Source organism: Streptomyces sp. McG3 (assembly GCF_018619185.1).
GTDB lineage: Bacteria > Actinomycetota > Actinomycetes > Streptomycetales > Streptomycetaceae > Streptomyces.
Map to the genome: position 1 here is coordinate 1 of NZ_JAAXYC010000200.1, position 14,524 is coordinate 14,524.

Genomic DNA, 14,524 nt, shown 5'->3' on the forward strand with positions numbered 1-14,524 from the left:
TTGCGTTAGGGAAACGCCCGGTTACATTCCGAACCCGGAAGCTAAGCCTTTCAGCGCCGATGGTACTGCAGGGGGGACCCTGTGGGAGAGTAGGACGCCGCCGAACAATTTTTCCGGGAAAGCCCCGTGCCTTGTGGCACGGGGCTTTTCTGCGTTCCAGGACCTTTGGCGTACCGTCTTCGGCCCTCCCACCCCCGTGCACCGAGCGGGGGAAGCTGAGGGTAGGGTCAGGGGGCATCATTGGCACGTTCTTCACAGGAGGCCCCCGGGTGGAGGTCCAGGAGACTCGGGTCCAGACGGACCGGGTCCTCACCATCCCCAACATCCTCAGCATGGCTCGCCTTGTCGGGGTACCGCTCTTCCTGTGGCTGATTCTTCGCCCCGTGTTCGGAGGGCCCAACAGCGACAACTGGGCGCTGCTCGTCCTGATGCTCAGCGGCATCAGCGACTACCTCGACGGGAAGCTGGCCCGCAAGTGGAACCAGATCAGCAGCCTCGGCCGGCTCCTGGACCCGGCTGCTGACCGCCTCTACATCCTTTCCACCCTTGTGGGCCTCACCTGGCGTGAGATCCTGCCCCTCTGGGTCACCGCGGCGCTTCTCGCCCGGGAACTGATGCTCCTGGTGATGGTGGCCATCCTGCGACGCCACGGGTATCCGCCTCCGCAGGTCAACTTCCTCGGAAAAGCTGCAACCTTCAACCTGATGTACGCGTTCCCCTTGTTGCTGCTCAGCGACGGGAGTGGTTGGCTGGCCACACTGGCCGCCGTTTTCGGATGGGCGTTCGCAGGATGGGGTACAACCCTCTACTGGTGGGCAGGAATCCTCTATGTGGTTCAGGTCCGCCGGATCGTGAAGGCGGACGCAGTAGCCGATTGAGCTCGTTGATGCGGTGCCGCGCAGTGTGGCCGGCCCGCGGCACATGGTGTGAATGATGCCCCGACGGGCGAACTCGGCTGACCGTCGTCTCTTCTAGGAGGACGTTTCCGACATGAAGGCCGTCGTGATGGCTGGCGGCGAAGGCACACGCCTTCGCCCCATGACCTCGAGCATGCCCAAGCCGCTCCTGCCCGTGGCCAACAGGCCGATCATGGAGCACGTCCTGCGGCTGCTCAAGCGGCATGGGCTCAGCGAAACCGTAGTGACCGTCCAGTTCCTCGCCTCCCTCGTCAAGAACTATTTCGGGGACGGAGAAGAGCTCGGGATGGAGCTCACCTATGCCAACGAGGAGAAGCCACTCGGCACCGCGGGCAGCGTGAAGAACGCCGAAGAGGCGTTGAAGGACGATACGTTCCTCGTCATTTCCGGTGACGCGCTCACCGACTTCGACCTCACCGACCTCATCGCGTTCCACAAGGAAAAGGGCGGGCTCGTCACGGTCTGCCTGACCAGGGTTCCCAATCCCCTGGAATTCGGGATCACCATCGTGGACGAGGACGGTCAGGTCGAACGGTTCCTGGAGAAGCCGACCTGGGGGCAGGTCTTCTCGGACACCGTGAACACGGGCATCTACGTCATGGAGCCCGAAGTATTCGACTACGTCCAGGCCGACACCTCGGTCGACTGGTCCGGTGACGTCTTCCCTCAGCTCATGAAGGAGGGCAAGCCCATCTACGGCTATATCGCCGAGGGCTACTGGGAAGACGTAGGCACCCACGAAAGCTATGTGAAGGCCCAGGCGGACGTCCTGGAGCGCAAGGTCGACGTGGAGCTCGACGGCTTCGAGATCTCGCCCGGCGTGTGGGTCGCCGAAGGCGCTGAGGTCCACCCCGACGCCGTGCTGCGCGGACCGCTGTACATCGGCGACTACGCCAAGGTCGAGGCGGACGTCGAGATCCGCGAACACACGGTCGTGGGGTCGAACGTCGTCGTCAAGACGGGCGCCTTCCTCCACCGGGCCGTGGTGCACGACAACGTCTACATCGGGCAGCACAGCAATCTCCGGGGCTGCGTGGTCGGCAAGAACACCGACATCATGCGCGCGGCCCGCATCGAGGACGGCGCCGTCATCGGGGACGAATGCCTGGTCGGCGAGGAGTCGATCATCCAGGGCAACGTCCGGGTGTACCCGTTCAAGACGATCGAGGCCGGCGCGTTCGTCAACACCTCGGTGATCTGGGAGTCCCGAGGACAGGCGCACCTCTTCGGGGCGCGCGGCGTCTCCGGGATCCTGAACGTCGAGATCACCCCCGAACTGGCCGTACGGCTGGCCGGCGCCTATGCCACGACCCTCAAGAAGGGTTCGACGGTCACGACCGCACGTGACCACTCCCGAGGAGCCCGCGCCCTCAAGCGGGCCGTCATCTCGGCCCTCCAGGCCAGCGCCATCGACGTCCGGGACCTGGAGAACGTCCCGCTGCCCGTGGCGCGCCAGCAGACCGCCCGGGGCAGCGCCGGCGGCATCATGATCCGTACGTCGCCCGGGGTGCCCGACTCGGTGGACATCATGTTCATCGATGAGCGGGGCGCGGACCTCTCGCAGGCGCAGCAGCGCAAGCTCGACCGGGTCTACGCGCGCCAGGAGTACCGCAGGGCCTTCCCCGGCGAGATCGGGGACCTGCACTTCCCGTCCAGCGTGTTCGACTCGTACACCGGGTCCCTGCTGCGCAACGTCGACGTCGACGGCATCGCGGACTCCGGACTCAAGGTCGTCGTCGACGCCTCCAACGGCAGCGCCGGGCTCGTCCTGCCCAGCCTGCTCGGGCGGCTCGGGGTGGACGCGCTGACGATCAACCCCGGACTCGACGAGGCGCGGCCCACCGAGTCCGCCGAGACCCGGCGGGCCGGTCTCGTGCGGCTCGGGGAGATCGTGTCCTCCGCACGGGCGGCCTTCGGGGTGCGCTTCGACCCGGTGGGCGAGCGGCTCTCCCTCGTCGACGAACTGGGCCGGATCATCGAGGACGACAGGGCCCTGCTGGTCCTCCTGGATCTCGTCGCCGCCGAGCGGCGCAGCGGTCGTGTCGCCCTGCCCGTGACGACCACGCGCGTCGCCGAGCAGGTGGCGGCCTACCACGGCACCCAGGTGGAGTGGACGACCACCTCGCCCGACGATCTGACCCGGGTGGGCCGTGAAGAGGACACCATCTTCGGAGGAGACGGGCGCGGCGGGTTCATCGTTCCCGAATTCAGCAGCGTATTCGACGGGAGCGCCGCCTTCGTCCGGCTCATCGGGCTCGTCGCGCGCACCCAGCTCACGCTGAGCCAGATCGACGCCCGGATTCCCCGGGCGCATGTCCTGCGCCGCGACCTGGCGACCCCGTGGGCCGTCAAGGGGCTCGTCATGCGCCGGGTCGTCGAAGCGGCCGGTGACCGCAGCGTGGACACCACGGACGGGGTCCGTGTGGTCGAGGCGGACGGGCGGTGGATCATGGTCCTGCCCGACCGGGCGGAGGCCGTCACCCATCTGTGGGCGGAAGGCCCGGACGACGCATCCGCGCAGGCGCTGCTCGACGAGTGGGCCGCGGTGGTGGACAGCGCCGGGGACTGACGCGAGGACGGTGCGCCGCGACGCCCCGGGCAGGGGGTCGCGGCGCACCGGTGGGGCCATTCGGCGGCAGCCGTGATGACGTGCGACGATGTGCGGCATGTCGCAGCAGTCCCCCGATCGGAGCACCGCCCCGCCGCCCGCACGCCCCGACGCCTCCATGTCGCTGCTCAACAACGTGATGGACCACAGCCTCGACGACGGGTACGCGGAGGCCTCCGCGCGACGCAGGGCCGACGGGAGCGCTGGGCTGCCCCGTACGCTCAAGTCGAAGCTCGGCCTGGCCGCCGGACTGGTGGTGGCGGCCCTGGTGGTCACCCTCGGCGCCGCCGAGGCGCGGATCTCCGCGCCGGTCGTCGCCAAGGAGCGCGAGGAACTGATCGACCGCATCGACGCGGAGACAGAGGCCGCGGACACGTTGGAGTCCGACGTCGACTCGCTCCGCCGCGATGTGAGCGAACGTCAGCGCAAGGCACTTGAGCGGCACGGCGGGGACCAGGGGCAGCTGGTGGCGCTGCTGGCCGGAGCGACGCCGGTCGAGGGCCCCGGCGTGAAACTCGTCGTCGACGACGCGAAGGACACCGACCAGGGCGGCGGCGGGCCGCGCGAGTCCACGGGCTTCGCCGACACCGGGCGGGTACGCGACCGGGACATGCAGCGGGTCGTCAACGGCCTGTGGGAATCCGGTGCCGAGGCGATCGCCATCAATGGGCAAAGGCTGACGGCGCTGTCGGCCATCCGTGCCGCCGGTGACGCCATACTGGTCGACAACAGACCGCTCGTACCGCCGTACACCGTGCTCGCGGTGGGGGACGGCAAGAAGCTCGCTACCGCCTTCCAGGACAGCGCCGACGGCCAGTACCTTCAGGCGCTCAAGGAGAGCTTCGACATCCGCACCAGCATCTCCGATCAGGCGAAGGTGCGGCTTCCGGCCGCGCCGAGCCTGATCGTCCGTACAGCAGAGCCGAAGGCCGCCGGCAGTGGTGCGGCAGACACAGGGAAGGGCACATCGTGATCGCCGTACTGGGCCTCGTCGTGGGAGTCGTGGTCGGACTGTTGGTCCGGCCCGAGGTACCGGCGGTGGTCGAGCCCTATCTGCCGATCGCGGTGGTCGCCGCGCTCGACGCCGTCTTCGGCGGTCTGCGGGCCATGCTCGACGGCATCTTCGTCGACAAGGTCTTCGTGGTCTCCTTCCTCTCCAACGTCGTGGTGGCCGCGCTGATCGTCTTCCTCGGCGACAAACTGGGTGTCGGCGCCCAACTCTCCACCGGTGTGGTGGTCGTGCTGGGCATCCGGATCTTCTCCAACGCCGCCGCCATCCGCCGGCACGTCTTCCGGGCTTGAGGCCGATGAACAACGACGAGAATCCCCGCAGCGAACAGCCCGAGGGCGGCGCGTCCGCCGTCCCCGACGCTCCCGCGCCGCCGCCCGCCACAGAGGTGTCCGGCCGGCAGAGGCTCAAGGCGGGCCTGTGGCCGCCGCGGCTGAGCCGGGCCCAACTGATCGTCGCCGTGCTGCTGTTCGGGCTCGGTCTGGGCCTTGCCATCCAGGTGCGGTCCACGAGCGACGACAGTGCGCTGCGCGGAGCCCGGCAGGAGGACCTGGTCCGTATCCTCGACGAGGTCGACGACCGGACCCAGCGTCTGGAGGACGAGAAGCAGCGTCTGGACGATCAGCGCACCGAGCTGGAGAACAGCTCCGACCAGGCCGAGGAGGCCCGGAAGCAGACGCTGGAGAAGGAACGCCAGCTCGGTATCCTCGCGGGCACCGTGGCGGCGCAGGGCCCCGGCATCACGCTGACGATCACCGACCCCTCGGGGGCGGTCGCGCCCGACATGCTCCTCGACGCCATTCAGGAACTGCGGGCGGCGGGGGCCGAGGCCATCCAGGTCAACGGGGTGCGGGTGGTGGCCAACACCTACTTCTCCGGCGACGCCGGGAACGTCCAGGTCGACGGGGAGAAGATCGAGGCGCCGTACGAGTTCACGGTGATCGGCAAACCGCAGGATCTGGAGCCCGCCCTCAACATTCCCGGCGGTGTGGTCCAGACGCTGGAGAAGGAGCAGGCCACGGTGCTCGTGGAGCGGTCCGACGACATCGTCGTCGACGCCTTGCGACCGGCGCAGCGGCCTGACTACGCTCGGTCGTCATCCCCGTGAGCCGGGGACACGTGAGGGCCGGTGGAGCGGGTCGGACGGTTGCGGGGGGTCGGCGCACCGGATTGGTGGTGCGTGGTGGAAACTGTCGGGTGGATACGGACGTTGTGAAGATGTCCGGGTCGGCAGGTGTGTTCAATCAGGGTTCGTCCTGCCCCACGGGCGGGTCTATGTCGGTCAAGGGGAATCGCCCGTGAAGTTGTTTGCGAAGTTGTTCGGGAAGAGTGCACGCGAGGACAGCAACAGTGCTGCCCGCCACCGCGCGCCGCGCCACGGTCAGGGCGAGGAGCAGGAGGCGGAGCGTCCGCTCTTCCGCGACGAGGTGTCCGGCGCCCCCGGGGGTGACGGCGTGTCGTCTGTTGACCCTGCCGGTGCCGGACGCATAGGTTTCGGCGAACCATCAGCCTCGAGTACGGGTGGAGGGTTCACCCCGGAGGGCTCGTCGATGCCGGTCTGTACGAGGTGCGGTCACCGCAACGCGGCGGCCAGCAGGTTCTGCTCGAACTGCGGTGCGCCGCTGCGGGGCGGCGTTCCCGAGCGTCCCTCGGAGACGACGTCCACCATCTCCATCTCCGGTCTTGAGGCGTACGAGGCGGAGGCGACGGGTCAGACCGCTCTGCCCTCGCTCTCCCCGGAGGCCCAGGCCGCGGTCGACGCGCTGCCCGGAGGCTCGGCGCTGCTGGTCGTGCGGAGGGGCCCGAACTCCGGGAGCCGCTTCCTGCTCGACAGCGACCTGACCACGGCCGGCCGTCACCCGCAGAGCGACATCTTTCTCGATGACGTGACCGTGTCGCGGCGTCATGTGGAGTTCCGCAGGAGCCCGGACGGTAGCTTCACCGTGGGTGATGTCGGCAGCCTCAACGGCACCTACGTCAACCGTGAGCGCATCGATTCGGTCCAGCTGTCCAACGGCGACGAAGTCCAGATCGGAAAGTACCGCCTGGTCTTCTATGCGAGCCCGCGGGGCGTGTGACCAGCCCCCGGACTCCGTCCGGGGGGACCCCGAGGAAGGCCCATGCTGCGAACACCGACAGGCGGTGCCGGACACGGCACCGCCACCGCGGAAGCGCGCCCGATGAGCATCGGTACGGTGCTCATCCAGCTGCGCGACGAGTTTCCCGAAGTCACCATCTCCAAGATCCGGTTCCTGGAGGCCGAGGGGCTCATCGAGCCGCAGCGCACTCCCTCCGGATACCGGAAGTTCGCCCCGCGTGATGTGGAGCGCCTGGCCCAGGTGCTCCGCATGCAGCGGGACCACTACCTGCCGCTGAAGGTCATCCGGGAGCACCTGGACGCCCTGGCCCGGGGAGAGCAGCCCGTGCTGCCCTCGCCCGGCGAGCGGCGGGACCTGGCCGACGGAGTGTGGGAGTCCGGTCCCGGGACGGCGACCGCCGCCCGGATCGGACGGGCCGAGCTGCTCGCGGCGGCCGAGGTCGACGACGACCGGCTGGCCGAGTGGGAGTCCTACGGACTGATCGTCCCCGCCCCCGAGGGCGGCTATGACGCCGAGATGGTGACGGTCGCCAAGCTGGTGGCGGACCTGGGGCGTTTCGGCCTGGAACCGCGTCATCTTCGGGCCATGCGGGCCTCCGCCGACCGGGAGGCGGGGCTGGTGGAGCAGCTGGTCGCGCCCTTGCGCCGGCACCGTAATCCGCAGACCAGAGCCCATGCCGAGGCCACCGCGAACGAGCTCGCCGAGCTGTCCGTACGGCTGCACGCGGCACTCGTGCAGAGCGCTCTGCGCAGCCGTCTGCACTGAGCTCGGCGGAGCCCGACTACCCAAACATGGCGAGCACGTCCTAGGGTTGCTGTGTGAACGAGCTCGACGTTGTCGGTGTCCGGGTGGAAATGCCCTCCAACCAACCGATCGTTCTCCTGCGTGAAGTGGGAGGCGACCGGTACCTCCCCATTTGGATCGGTCCTGGGGAGGCGACCGCGATTGCCTTCGCCCAGCAGGGCATGGCTCCCGCCAGGCCGCTGACCCATGACCTGTTCAAGGATGTGCTCGAGGCCTTGGGCCAGGAGCTCACCGAGGTCCGCATCACGGACCTCCGCGAAGGGGTCTTCTATGCGGAGCTCGTCTTCGCCAGCGGAGTCGAGGTGAGCGCCCGGCCCTCCGACGCCATAGCGCTCGCCCTGCGGACCGGCACGCCGATCTACGGCAGTGACGGCGTGCTGGACGACGCGGGCATCGCGATCCCCGACGAGCAGGAGGACGAGGTGGAGAAGTTCCGCGAATTCCTCGATCAGATCTCTCCGGAGGACTTCGGTACGAACAGCCAGTGACCGTCCCGCAGGGGTGTCGTCAGCGCATCCGACAAGCCTTTCCCGGAAACGAGACACGGGAAACCACCCTCAGGGTGATTATCACTCGGCGTGCCGAGTGTGGCGATCGTTGACGCACCCCGAGTGACTGCCTACCTTCGAGTGGGCAGGTCAAGGACGGAGGTCGGCGTGAGAAGCAGCGGCGACGGTACGGCGGCGGGTGGGCCGTATCCGCAGCACGGCAGTGGAGCCGACCACGCCATCAGGCAGCCGGTTCAGCCGGCAGCGGTGGCAGCGGGCGGCGTGGCAGCGGCGAGCGATGCCGGCGACATCGGCTATCGCGGACCGACGGCGTGCGCGGCGGCGGGGATCACCTACCGCCAGTTGGACTACTGGGCCCGCACGGGACTGGTCGAGCCCAGTGTGCGCCCGGCCTACGGGTCGGGGACCCAGCGTCTCTACAGTTTCCGGGACGTGGTTCTCCTCAAGATCGTCAAGCGGTTCCTGGACACCGGAGTCGCTCTGCAGAACATCCGCACCACGGTCCAGCATCTGCGGGCCCGCGGTTTCCAGGATCTCGAGCGCATGACGCTGATGAGCGACGGGGCCACGGTCTACGAGTGCTCCTCGCCCGACGAGGTCGTCAGCCTGCTCCAGGGCGGGCAGGGAGTCTTCGGGATCGCCGTCGGCGTCGTCTGGCGGGACGTGGAGGCGGCGCTCTCGCAGCTGCACGGCGAGCGGGTCGACACCGGCGAGACGCTCGTCGGCCACAACCCCGCCGACGAGCTGGCGCGGCGCCGCAACCGCGCCGTCTGAGCACCCCGGAAGCACCTCACGGCGGGCAGCGCGAACAGGACGACGGGACGGTCCGGTACCCCACGGGGCGCCGGACCGTCCCGTTGTCAGTGCCGTAGGGCAGCATCGACGGTGTGAGACCCGCGCCCACCATCCTTCACCTGGACATGGACGCCTTCTACGCGTCGGCGGAGCAGGCGGCCAAGCCGAGCCTGCGCGGCAAGGCGGTCGTGGTGGGCGGCCTCGGACCGCGCGGAGTGGTCGCCACCGCCTCCTATGAGGCCCGGCGCCTGGGGGTGCACTCGGCGATGCCCACCGCACAGGCCCGGCGGCTCGCTCCGAACGCCGCCTACCTGGTGCCCCGCTTCTCGCTGTACCGGACGGTGAGCGACCAGGTGATGGAGCTCCTGGGACGGCTGTCGCCCCTGGTGGAGCCGCTCAGCCTGGACGAGGCCTTCGTGGATCTGGAGGCCGGGGGGACGGCCGACGACGCGGCGTCGGCCCGTGCGACGGGTGAAGGGCTGCGGACGGCCATCCACGCGGTGACCGGCCTCAGCGGATCCGTCGGGCTGGCCGGTTCCAAGATGCTCGCCAAGATCGCCTCCGAGGAGGCCAAGCCCGACGGGTTGCTGCTCATCGAGCCCGGCACCGAGCGTGAGCTGCTCGCCCCCATGTCCGTGCGCATCCTGCCGGGGGTCGGCCCGGCCACCGGCGACCACCTCAGACGCGCCGGCATGACCACCGTCCACGATCTGGCCGAGGCGGGCGAGGCGGAGCTCGTACGGCTGGTCGGCAAGGCCCACGGCCACGGGCTCTACCGGATGGCGCTGGGGCTCGACGACCGGCCGGTGGTCGCCGAGCGGGACGCCAAGTCCGTATCGGTGGAGGACACCTTCGACGTGGACCTGCACGACCGGGTGCGGGTGCGGTCCGAGGTGGAGCGGCTGGCCGTCCGGTGCGTGGAACGGCTCCGCGCCGCCGACCGCTCGGGGCGCACGGTGGTGCTGAAGGTGCGCCGCTACGACTTCTCCACCCTGACCCGCTCGGAGACGCTCAGAGGCCCCACGGACGACCCCACAGTGGTCCGTGAGGCGGCGGGGCGGCTGCTGGAGTCCGTCGACACCACGGGGGGCGTACGGCTGCTGGGGGTCGGGGTGACGGGTCTTGCCGACTACACCCAGGAGGATCTGTTCGCCCAGGCCGCCGACGCCCGGGAGCTCGCCCAGCGGGCCCGGGAGGAGGAGCACCGGGCGCCGGTGGAGGGCGACGGGGAGGACGTGGCGGCGGAGCCCGAGCCGGACAGCGCGGAGCTGCTCGCCGCGCGGCGCTGGCCCGCCGGGCACGACGTGCACCACGAGCAGCACGGGCACGGCTGGGTGCAGGGGAGCGGCGTGGGCCGGGTCACCGTCCGGTTCGAGGAACCGTGGAGCGCACCCGGCCGGGTGCTGACGTTCCGCGTCGACGATCCGCTGCTGCGGCCCGCCGACCCGCTGCCGCTCGTCCGTGACGCGGCCGACTACTCCTCCTGGCCCGCCAGCCTGCCGAAGTCCCGGTCGGGCGCCGACTCCTCCGGGGGCGGGGAGTCCAGTCCGTAATGGCGGTAGAGCTGCAGTTCCTGCTCGGGCGAGAGGTGCCGGCCGACGCCGAAGTCCGGCGCGCCCTTGATCAACGCGCGGTCGAAGGGGACGCGCAGCGCGTCCTCGACGAATTCGCTGGGCTCCAGGGGGACGAAGGCGTCCCTGCTGAACAGGCCGGTGCGGACGGCAGCCCACTCGGGCACGCCCGTCGCGTCGTCGAGATAGACCTCATCCACCGTTCCGATCTTGGTGCCCTTGCGATCGAATGCCTTGCGGCCGATCAGGCGGCGCGGATCGATATCGGTCTGCACGGTGCCTCCCACTGGTCGCAACTGCTCAGGGTGGACGCTGTCGCTCCACCAGCACCACACAAGTGCAGATCCGTGGCGTCGGCCACTCGAGAACTCCGGCGCGGTGGCCGCTGGTAGGCTGGCCGTGGCTGCTGACCCCGTGCGGGAGAGTCCTCCGGTGGAGAATCCGGAGGCGCCGAAGGAGCAACTCCTCCCCGGAATCTCTCAGGCCCCTGTACCGCACGGACGAGGTCACTCTGGAAAGCAGGGCGATTTCGTGCGGGCGCAGGCCCGGACGGACTCGACCCTCACCGACGGTGAAAGTCGGCACGCCCCCGGGCGGGCCGGTGAAGCTCTCAGGTTGAGATGACAGAGGGGGAGGCCGTTCGGGCACCCGCGCCGTGGTGCCCCTCGCAGGTCGTGACAGACCAGGAGGCCTCCACCATGACCCCCCGTCGCACTCCGCTCTCCCAGCTGGAGCAGGGCATTCCGTTCGAGCAGCGCCACATAGGGCCCGACGCCGGAGCCCAGGCGAAGATGCTCGCCCAGGTCGGCTACGGCTCCCTCGACGAGCTCACCGCCGCCGCGGTGCCCGACGTGATCAAGAGCGCGGAGGCCCTGAACCTTCCCTCGGCGCGCACCGAGGCGGAGGTGCTGGCCGAGCTGCGGTCGCTGGCCGACCGCAACGAGGTGCTGGCCCCGATGATCGGCCTCGGCTACTACGGCACCTTCACGCCGCCCGTCATCCTGCGCAACGTCATGGAGAACCCCGCCTGGTACACGGCCTACACGCCGTACCAGCCGGAGATCTCCCAGGGCCGCCTGGAGGCCCTCCTCAACTTCCAGACGATGGTCGCCGAGCTGACCGGGCTGCCCACCTCCGGCGCCTCGCTGCTCGACGAGGGCACCGCGGCCGCCGAGGCGATGGCCCTCGCCCGGCGCGTCGGCAAGGTCAAGAAGGGCGTCTTCCTGGTCGACGCCGACACCCTGCCGCAGACCGTCGCGGTCATCGAGACCCGCGCCGAGCCCACCGGTGTCGAGGTCGTCGTCGCGGACCTGAGCGACGGCATCCCCGCCGAGATCGCCGAGCGCGGCGTCTTCGGCGTCCTGCTCCAGTACCCGGGCGCCTCCGGTGCCGTGCGCGCCATCGAGCCCGTCATCGAGCAGGCCCACGAGCTCGGCGCGATCGTCACCGTCGCCGCCGACCTGCTGGCCCTCACGCTGCTCACCTCGCCCGGTGCGCTCGGCGCCGACATCGCGGTCGGCACCACCCAGCGCTTCGGCGTCCCGATGGGCTTCGGCGGCCCGCACGCCGGCTTCATGGCGGTCCGCGAGAAGTTCGCCCGCTCCCTGCCCGGCCGCCTCGTCGGCGTCTCCGTCGACGCCGACGGCAACAAGGCCTACCGTCTGGCCCTCCAGACCCGCGAGCAGCACATCCGCCGCGAGAAGGCCACCAGCAACATCTGTACCGCGCAGGTCCTGCTCGCCGTCATGGCCGGGATGTACGCGGTCTACCACGGCCCCGACGGGCTGCGGACGATCGCCCGGCGCACCCACCGCCTCGCCGCGATCCTGGCCGACGGCCTGCGGAGTGCCGGTGTCGACGTCGTGCACGGCGCGTTCTTCGACACCCTGACCGTGCGCGTCCCCGGAAAGGCCGCTGCCGTCGTCGCGGACGCCCGGGAGCGCGGCGTCAACCTCCGCCTCGTCGACGCCGACCAGGTCTCCATCGCCTGCGACGAGACCACCACCCGCGCGCAGCTCTCCGCCGTCTGGGCCGCCTTCGGCGCCGAGGGCGACATCGAGGCGCTGGACGCGACGGTCGCCGACGGGCTGCCCGAGGGGCTGCTGCGCTCCGACGACATCCTGACCCACCCGGTCTTCCACCAGCACCGCTCCGAGACCGCGATGCTGCGCTACCTCCGCAAGCTCGCCGACCGCGACTACGCGCTGGACCGCGGCATGATCCCGCTCGGCTCCTGCACCATGAAGCTGAACGCGACCGCCGAGATGGAGTCCATCACCTGGCCCGAGTTCGGCGCGCTGCACCCCTTCGCCCCGGCCGAGCAGGCGCAGGGCTTCCTCACCCTCATCCGTGAGCTGGAGGAGCGGCTCGCCGAGGTCACCGGCTACGACGCGGTGTCCATCCAGCCCAACGCCGGTTCCCAGGGCGAGTTCGCGGGGCTGCTGGCCGTCCGCGCCTACCACCGGGCCAACGGCGACGACCAGCGCACCGTCTGCCTCATCCCGTCCTCCGCGCACGGCACCAACGCCGCCAGCGCCGTCATGGCGGGCATGAAGGTCGTCGTGGTGAAGACCGCCGACGACGGCGAGGTCGACATCGCGGACCTGCGCGCCAAGATCGAGCAGCACCGCGACGAGCTGGCCGTGCTCATGATCACCTACCCGTCCACGCACGGGGTGTTCGAGGAGCACGTCGCCGAGATCTGCGGCGAGGTGCACGACGCGGGCGGCCAGGTCTACGTCGACGGCGCCAACCTCAACGCGCTGGTCGGGCTCGCCAAGCCCGGCAAGTTCGGCGGCGACGTCTCCCACCTGAACCTGCACAAGACCTTCTGCATCCCGCACGGCGGCGGCGGCCCCGGCGTCGGCCCGGTCGGTGTCCGCGCGCACCTCGCTCCGTACCTCCCCAACCACCCCCTCCAGCCCGCTGCGGGCCCGGAGACCGGGGTGGGCCCGATCTCGGCCGCCCCGTGGGGCTCGGCGGGCATTCTGCCGATCTCGTGGGCGTACGTCCGGCTGATGGGCGGCGAGGGGCTCACGCGGGCCACGCAGGTCGCCGTGCTGGCCGCGAACTACATCGCCAAGCGCCTGGAGCCGCACTTCCCGATCCTGTACAACGGCCCGGCCGGTCTGGTCGCGCACGAGTGCATCGTGGACCTGCGCCCGATCTCCAAGGCGACCGGCGTCTCCATCGACGACGTGGCCAAGCGCCTGATCGACTACGGCTTCCACTCGCCGACCATGTCGTTCCCGGTGGCCGGCACGCTGATGATCGAGCCGACGGAGAGCGAGAACCTCGCGGAGCTCGACCGGTTCTGCGACACCATGATCGCGATCCGGGCCGAGATCGAGAAGGTCGCCTCGGGGGAGTGGAGCCAGGACGACAACCCGCTGAGCAACGCCCCGCACACCGCGGCCGCGCTCGGCGGCGACTGGGACCACGGCTACAGCCGCGAGGAGGCCGTCTTCCCGGCCGGAGTGTCCGCCGCGGACAAGTACTGGCCGCCGGTGCGCCGTATCGACGGCGCCTTCGGCGACCGGAACCTGGTCTGCTCCTGCCCGCCGCTGGACGCGTACGACGACTGAGGCAGGCTGCGGAAAGGCGTGAGCCGTGAGCGGTGCACGCCGGACATGCGTCGGGGCCGGTGCGGAGATCTCTCCGGGCCGGCCCCTGTTCGTCGGCCCGTCCTCAGGCGGCCTTCACCACGCGGCCGGTCGCCGGCGGCCGGTGCGGAGCGATGATCTGCCCGTCGGGCAGTAGTTCGCCGGTGTCCTCGAAGAGCAGGACGCCGTTGCACAAGAGGCTCCACCCCTGTTCGGGGTGGTGGGCCGTCAGGCGGGCGGCCTCCCGGTCGGGTGAATCGGCGGTGGGGCAGGGTGGCTGGTGCTGGCACATGGATGGGTTCTTTCGCTGCGTCGAGTCGAGTGTCCTGCGGCTGGATGAGGTGTTCATGGCCGCCCCCGTATCAGTCGGTCCGGTCCCAGTGTTGCCCTACGGGGAAGATTCCGCAGGGATTTCGCTGCAGCACCCGTACTCCTCTCATGACGCATCACCCGCGCGGACGGTTCATCGCAACTGCACTGTCCCTTTGGGTGGTTCGGGGTGGCCGGATGGGGCTAGTCCGAGTGGGCAGCGCAGCGCCCCCGCAGTGACCCCTGCCCCGCCCGGTGTTCGGGCGGGGCAGGGCGGGGTCGCTACGGGGGCGCTGTGCCG

The 14,524-nt window shown here is 70.0% G+C and carries 13 protein-coding genes, 1 rRNA gene and 1 riboswitch; of the genes, 12 read left to right on the forward strand and 2 right to left on the reverse strand.

All coding sequences use genetic code 11. The features are described from left to right. From rrf to HET64_RS26520, 11 genes are all read left to right on the forward strand, one after another. Positions 1-106: ribosomal RNA gene (gene rrf / locus HET64_RS26470) — 5S ribosomal RNA — on the forward strand; the annotation flags it as partial. A gap of 163 nt (positions 107-269) precedes the next feature. Next, positions 270-878 (forward strand): CDP-alcohol phosphatidyltransferase family protein, encoded by a 609-nt coding sequence (locus tag HET64_RS26475; protein ID WP_018957757.1) that lies wholly within the window; start codon positions 270-272, stop codon positions 876-878. A 112-nt stretch (positions 879-990) separates the two neighbouring features. Next, entirely contained in the window at positions 991-3,486 is a 2,496-nt protein-coding gene (locus HET64_RS26480; RefSeq protein WP_215109678.1) for a mannose-1-phosphate guanyltransferase, read from the forward strand. Between the two features lie 97 nt (positions 3,487-3,583). After that, positions 3,584-4,498 carry a DUF881 domain-containing protein gene (locus tag HET64_RS26485; protein WP_215109679.1) on the forward strand — a complete coding sequence of 305 codons (915 nt, stop codon included), beginning with the start codon at positions 3,584-3,586 and terminating at the stop codon, positions 4,496-4,498. Then, positions 4,495-4,827 (forward strand): small basic family protein, encoded by a 333-nt coding sequence (locus HET64_RS26490; RefSeq protein ID WP_003970459.1) that lies wholly within the window; start codon positions 4,495-4,497, stop codon positions 4,825-4,827. The genes HET64_RS26485 and HET64_RS26490 overlap by 4 nt, the downstream gene beginning before the upstream one ends. Before the next feature lie 5 nt (positions 4,828-4,832). Beyond that, a complete protein-coding gene (locus tag HET64_RS26495) occupies positions 4,833-5,642 on the forward strand; it encodes a DUF881 domain-containing protein (protein ID WP_215109680.1) in 810 nt (269 codons plus the stop codon). Between the two features lie 190 nt (positions 5,643-5,832). After that, the gene (locus HET64_RS26500) at positions 5,833-6,612 is read left to right on the forward strand and encodes an FHA domain-containing protein (RefSeq protein WP_215109681.1); all 780 of its coding nucleotides are present in this window, start codon (positions 5,833-5,835) and stop codon (positions 6,610-6,612) included. Between the two features lie 42 nt (positions 6,613-6,654). Then, entirely contained in the window at positions 6,655-7,398 is a 744-nt protein-coding gene (locus HET64_RS26505; RefSeq protein WP_215109682.1) for a MerR family transcriptional regulator, read from the forward strand. Between the two features lie 53 nt (positions 7,399-7,451). Next, positions 7,452-7,925 (forward strand): bifunctional nuclease family protein, encoded by a 474-nt coding sequence (locus HET64_RS26510; protein WP_003970463.1) that lies wholly within the window; start codon positions 7,452-7,454, stop codon positions 7,923-7,925. Between the two features lie 168 nt (positions 7,926-8,093). Further along, the gene (locus HET64_RS26515) at positions 8,094-8,720 is read left to right on the forward strand and encodes a MerR family transcriptional regulator (RefSeq protein ID WP_003970464.1); all 627 of its coding nucleotides are present in this window, start codon (positions 8,094-8,096) and stop codon (positions 8,718-8,720) included. A 113-nt stretch (positions 8,721-8,833) separates the two neighbouring features. Continuing rightward, a complete protein-coding gene (locus tag HET64_RS26520; RefSeq protein ID WP_215109683.1) occupies positions 8,834-10,294 on the forward strand; it encodes a DNA polymerase IV in 1,461 nt (486 codons plus the stop codon). Here HET64_RS26520 and HET64_RS26525 read toward each other — a convergent pair. Then, positions 10,216-10,587: a PRC-barrel domain-containing protein gene (locus HET64_RS26525; protein ID WP_215109684.1), complete on the reverse strand. Its 372-nt coding sequence runs from the start codon at positions 10,585-10,587 to the stop codon at positions 10,216-10,218. The genes HET64_RS26520 and HET64_RS26525 overlap by 79 nt on opposite strands. 132 nt (positions 10,588-10,719) lie before the next feature. Continuing rightward, positions 10,720-10,817, forward strand: a riboswitch (glycine riboswitch). A 193-nt stretch (positions 10,818-11,010) separates the two neighbouring features. On the opposite strand from HET64_RS26525, the gene gcvP reads away from it, so the two are divergent. Then, positions 11,011-13,896, forward strand: coding sequence for an aminomethyl-transferring glycine dehydrogenase (gcvP, locus tag HET64_RS26530; protein WP_215109685.1), 2,886 nt, complete (start codon positions 11,011-11,013; stop codon positions 13,894-13,896). A gap of 103 nt (positions 13,897-13,999) precedes the next feature. On the opposite strand, the gene HET64_RS26535 is transcribed toward gcvP, so the two are convergent. Continuing rightward, positions 14,000-14,206 carry a DUF5999 family protein gene (locus HET64_RS26535; RefSeq protein WP_215109686.1) on the reverse strand — a complete coding sequence of 69 codons (207 nt, stop codon included), beginning with the start codon at positions 14,204-14,206 and terminating at the stop codon, positions 14,000-14,002. Between the last annotated feature and the right edge of the window lie 318 nt (positions 14,207-14,524).

What these genes read in the sequence shown, in the direction of transcription:
- HET64_RS26485 (WP_215109679.1), top strand. Translation starts at nt 3,584, where the DNA reads ATGTCGCAGCAGTCCCCCGATCGGAGCACCGCCCCGCCGCCCGCACGC.
- gcvP (WP_215109685.1), top strand. Translation starts at nt 11,011, where the DNA reads ATGACCCCCCGTCGCACTCCGCTCTCCCAGCTGGAGCAGGGCATTCCG.
- HET64_RS26505 (WP_215109682.1), top strand. Translation starts at nt 6,655, where the DNA reads ATGCTGCGAACACCGACAGGCGGTGCCGGACACGGCACCGCCACCGCG.
- HET64_RS26480 (WP_215109678.1), top strand. Translation starts at nt 991, where the DNA reads ATGAAGGCCGTCGTGATGGCTGGCGGCGAAGGCACACGCCTTCGCCCC.
- HET64_RS26535 (WP_215109686.1), bottom strand. Translation starts at nt 14,206, where the DNA reads ATGTGCCAGCACCAGCCACCCTGCCCCACCGCCGATTCACCCGACCGG.
- HET64_RS26495 (WP_215109680.1), top strand. Translation starts at nt 4,833, where the DNA reads ATGAACAACGACGAGAATCCCCGCAGCGAACAGCCCGAGGGCGGCGCG.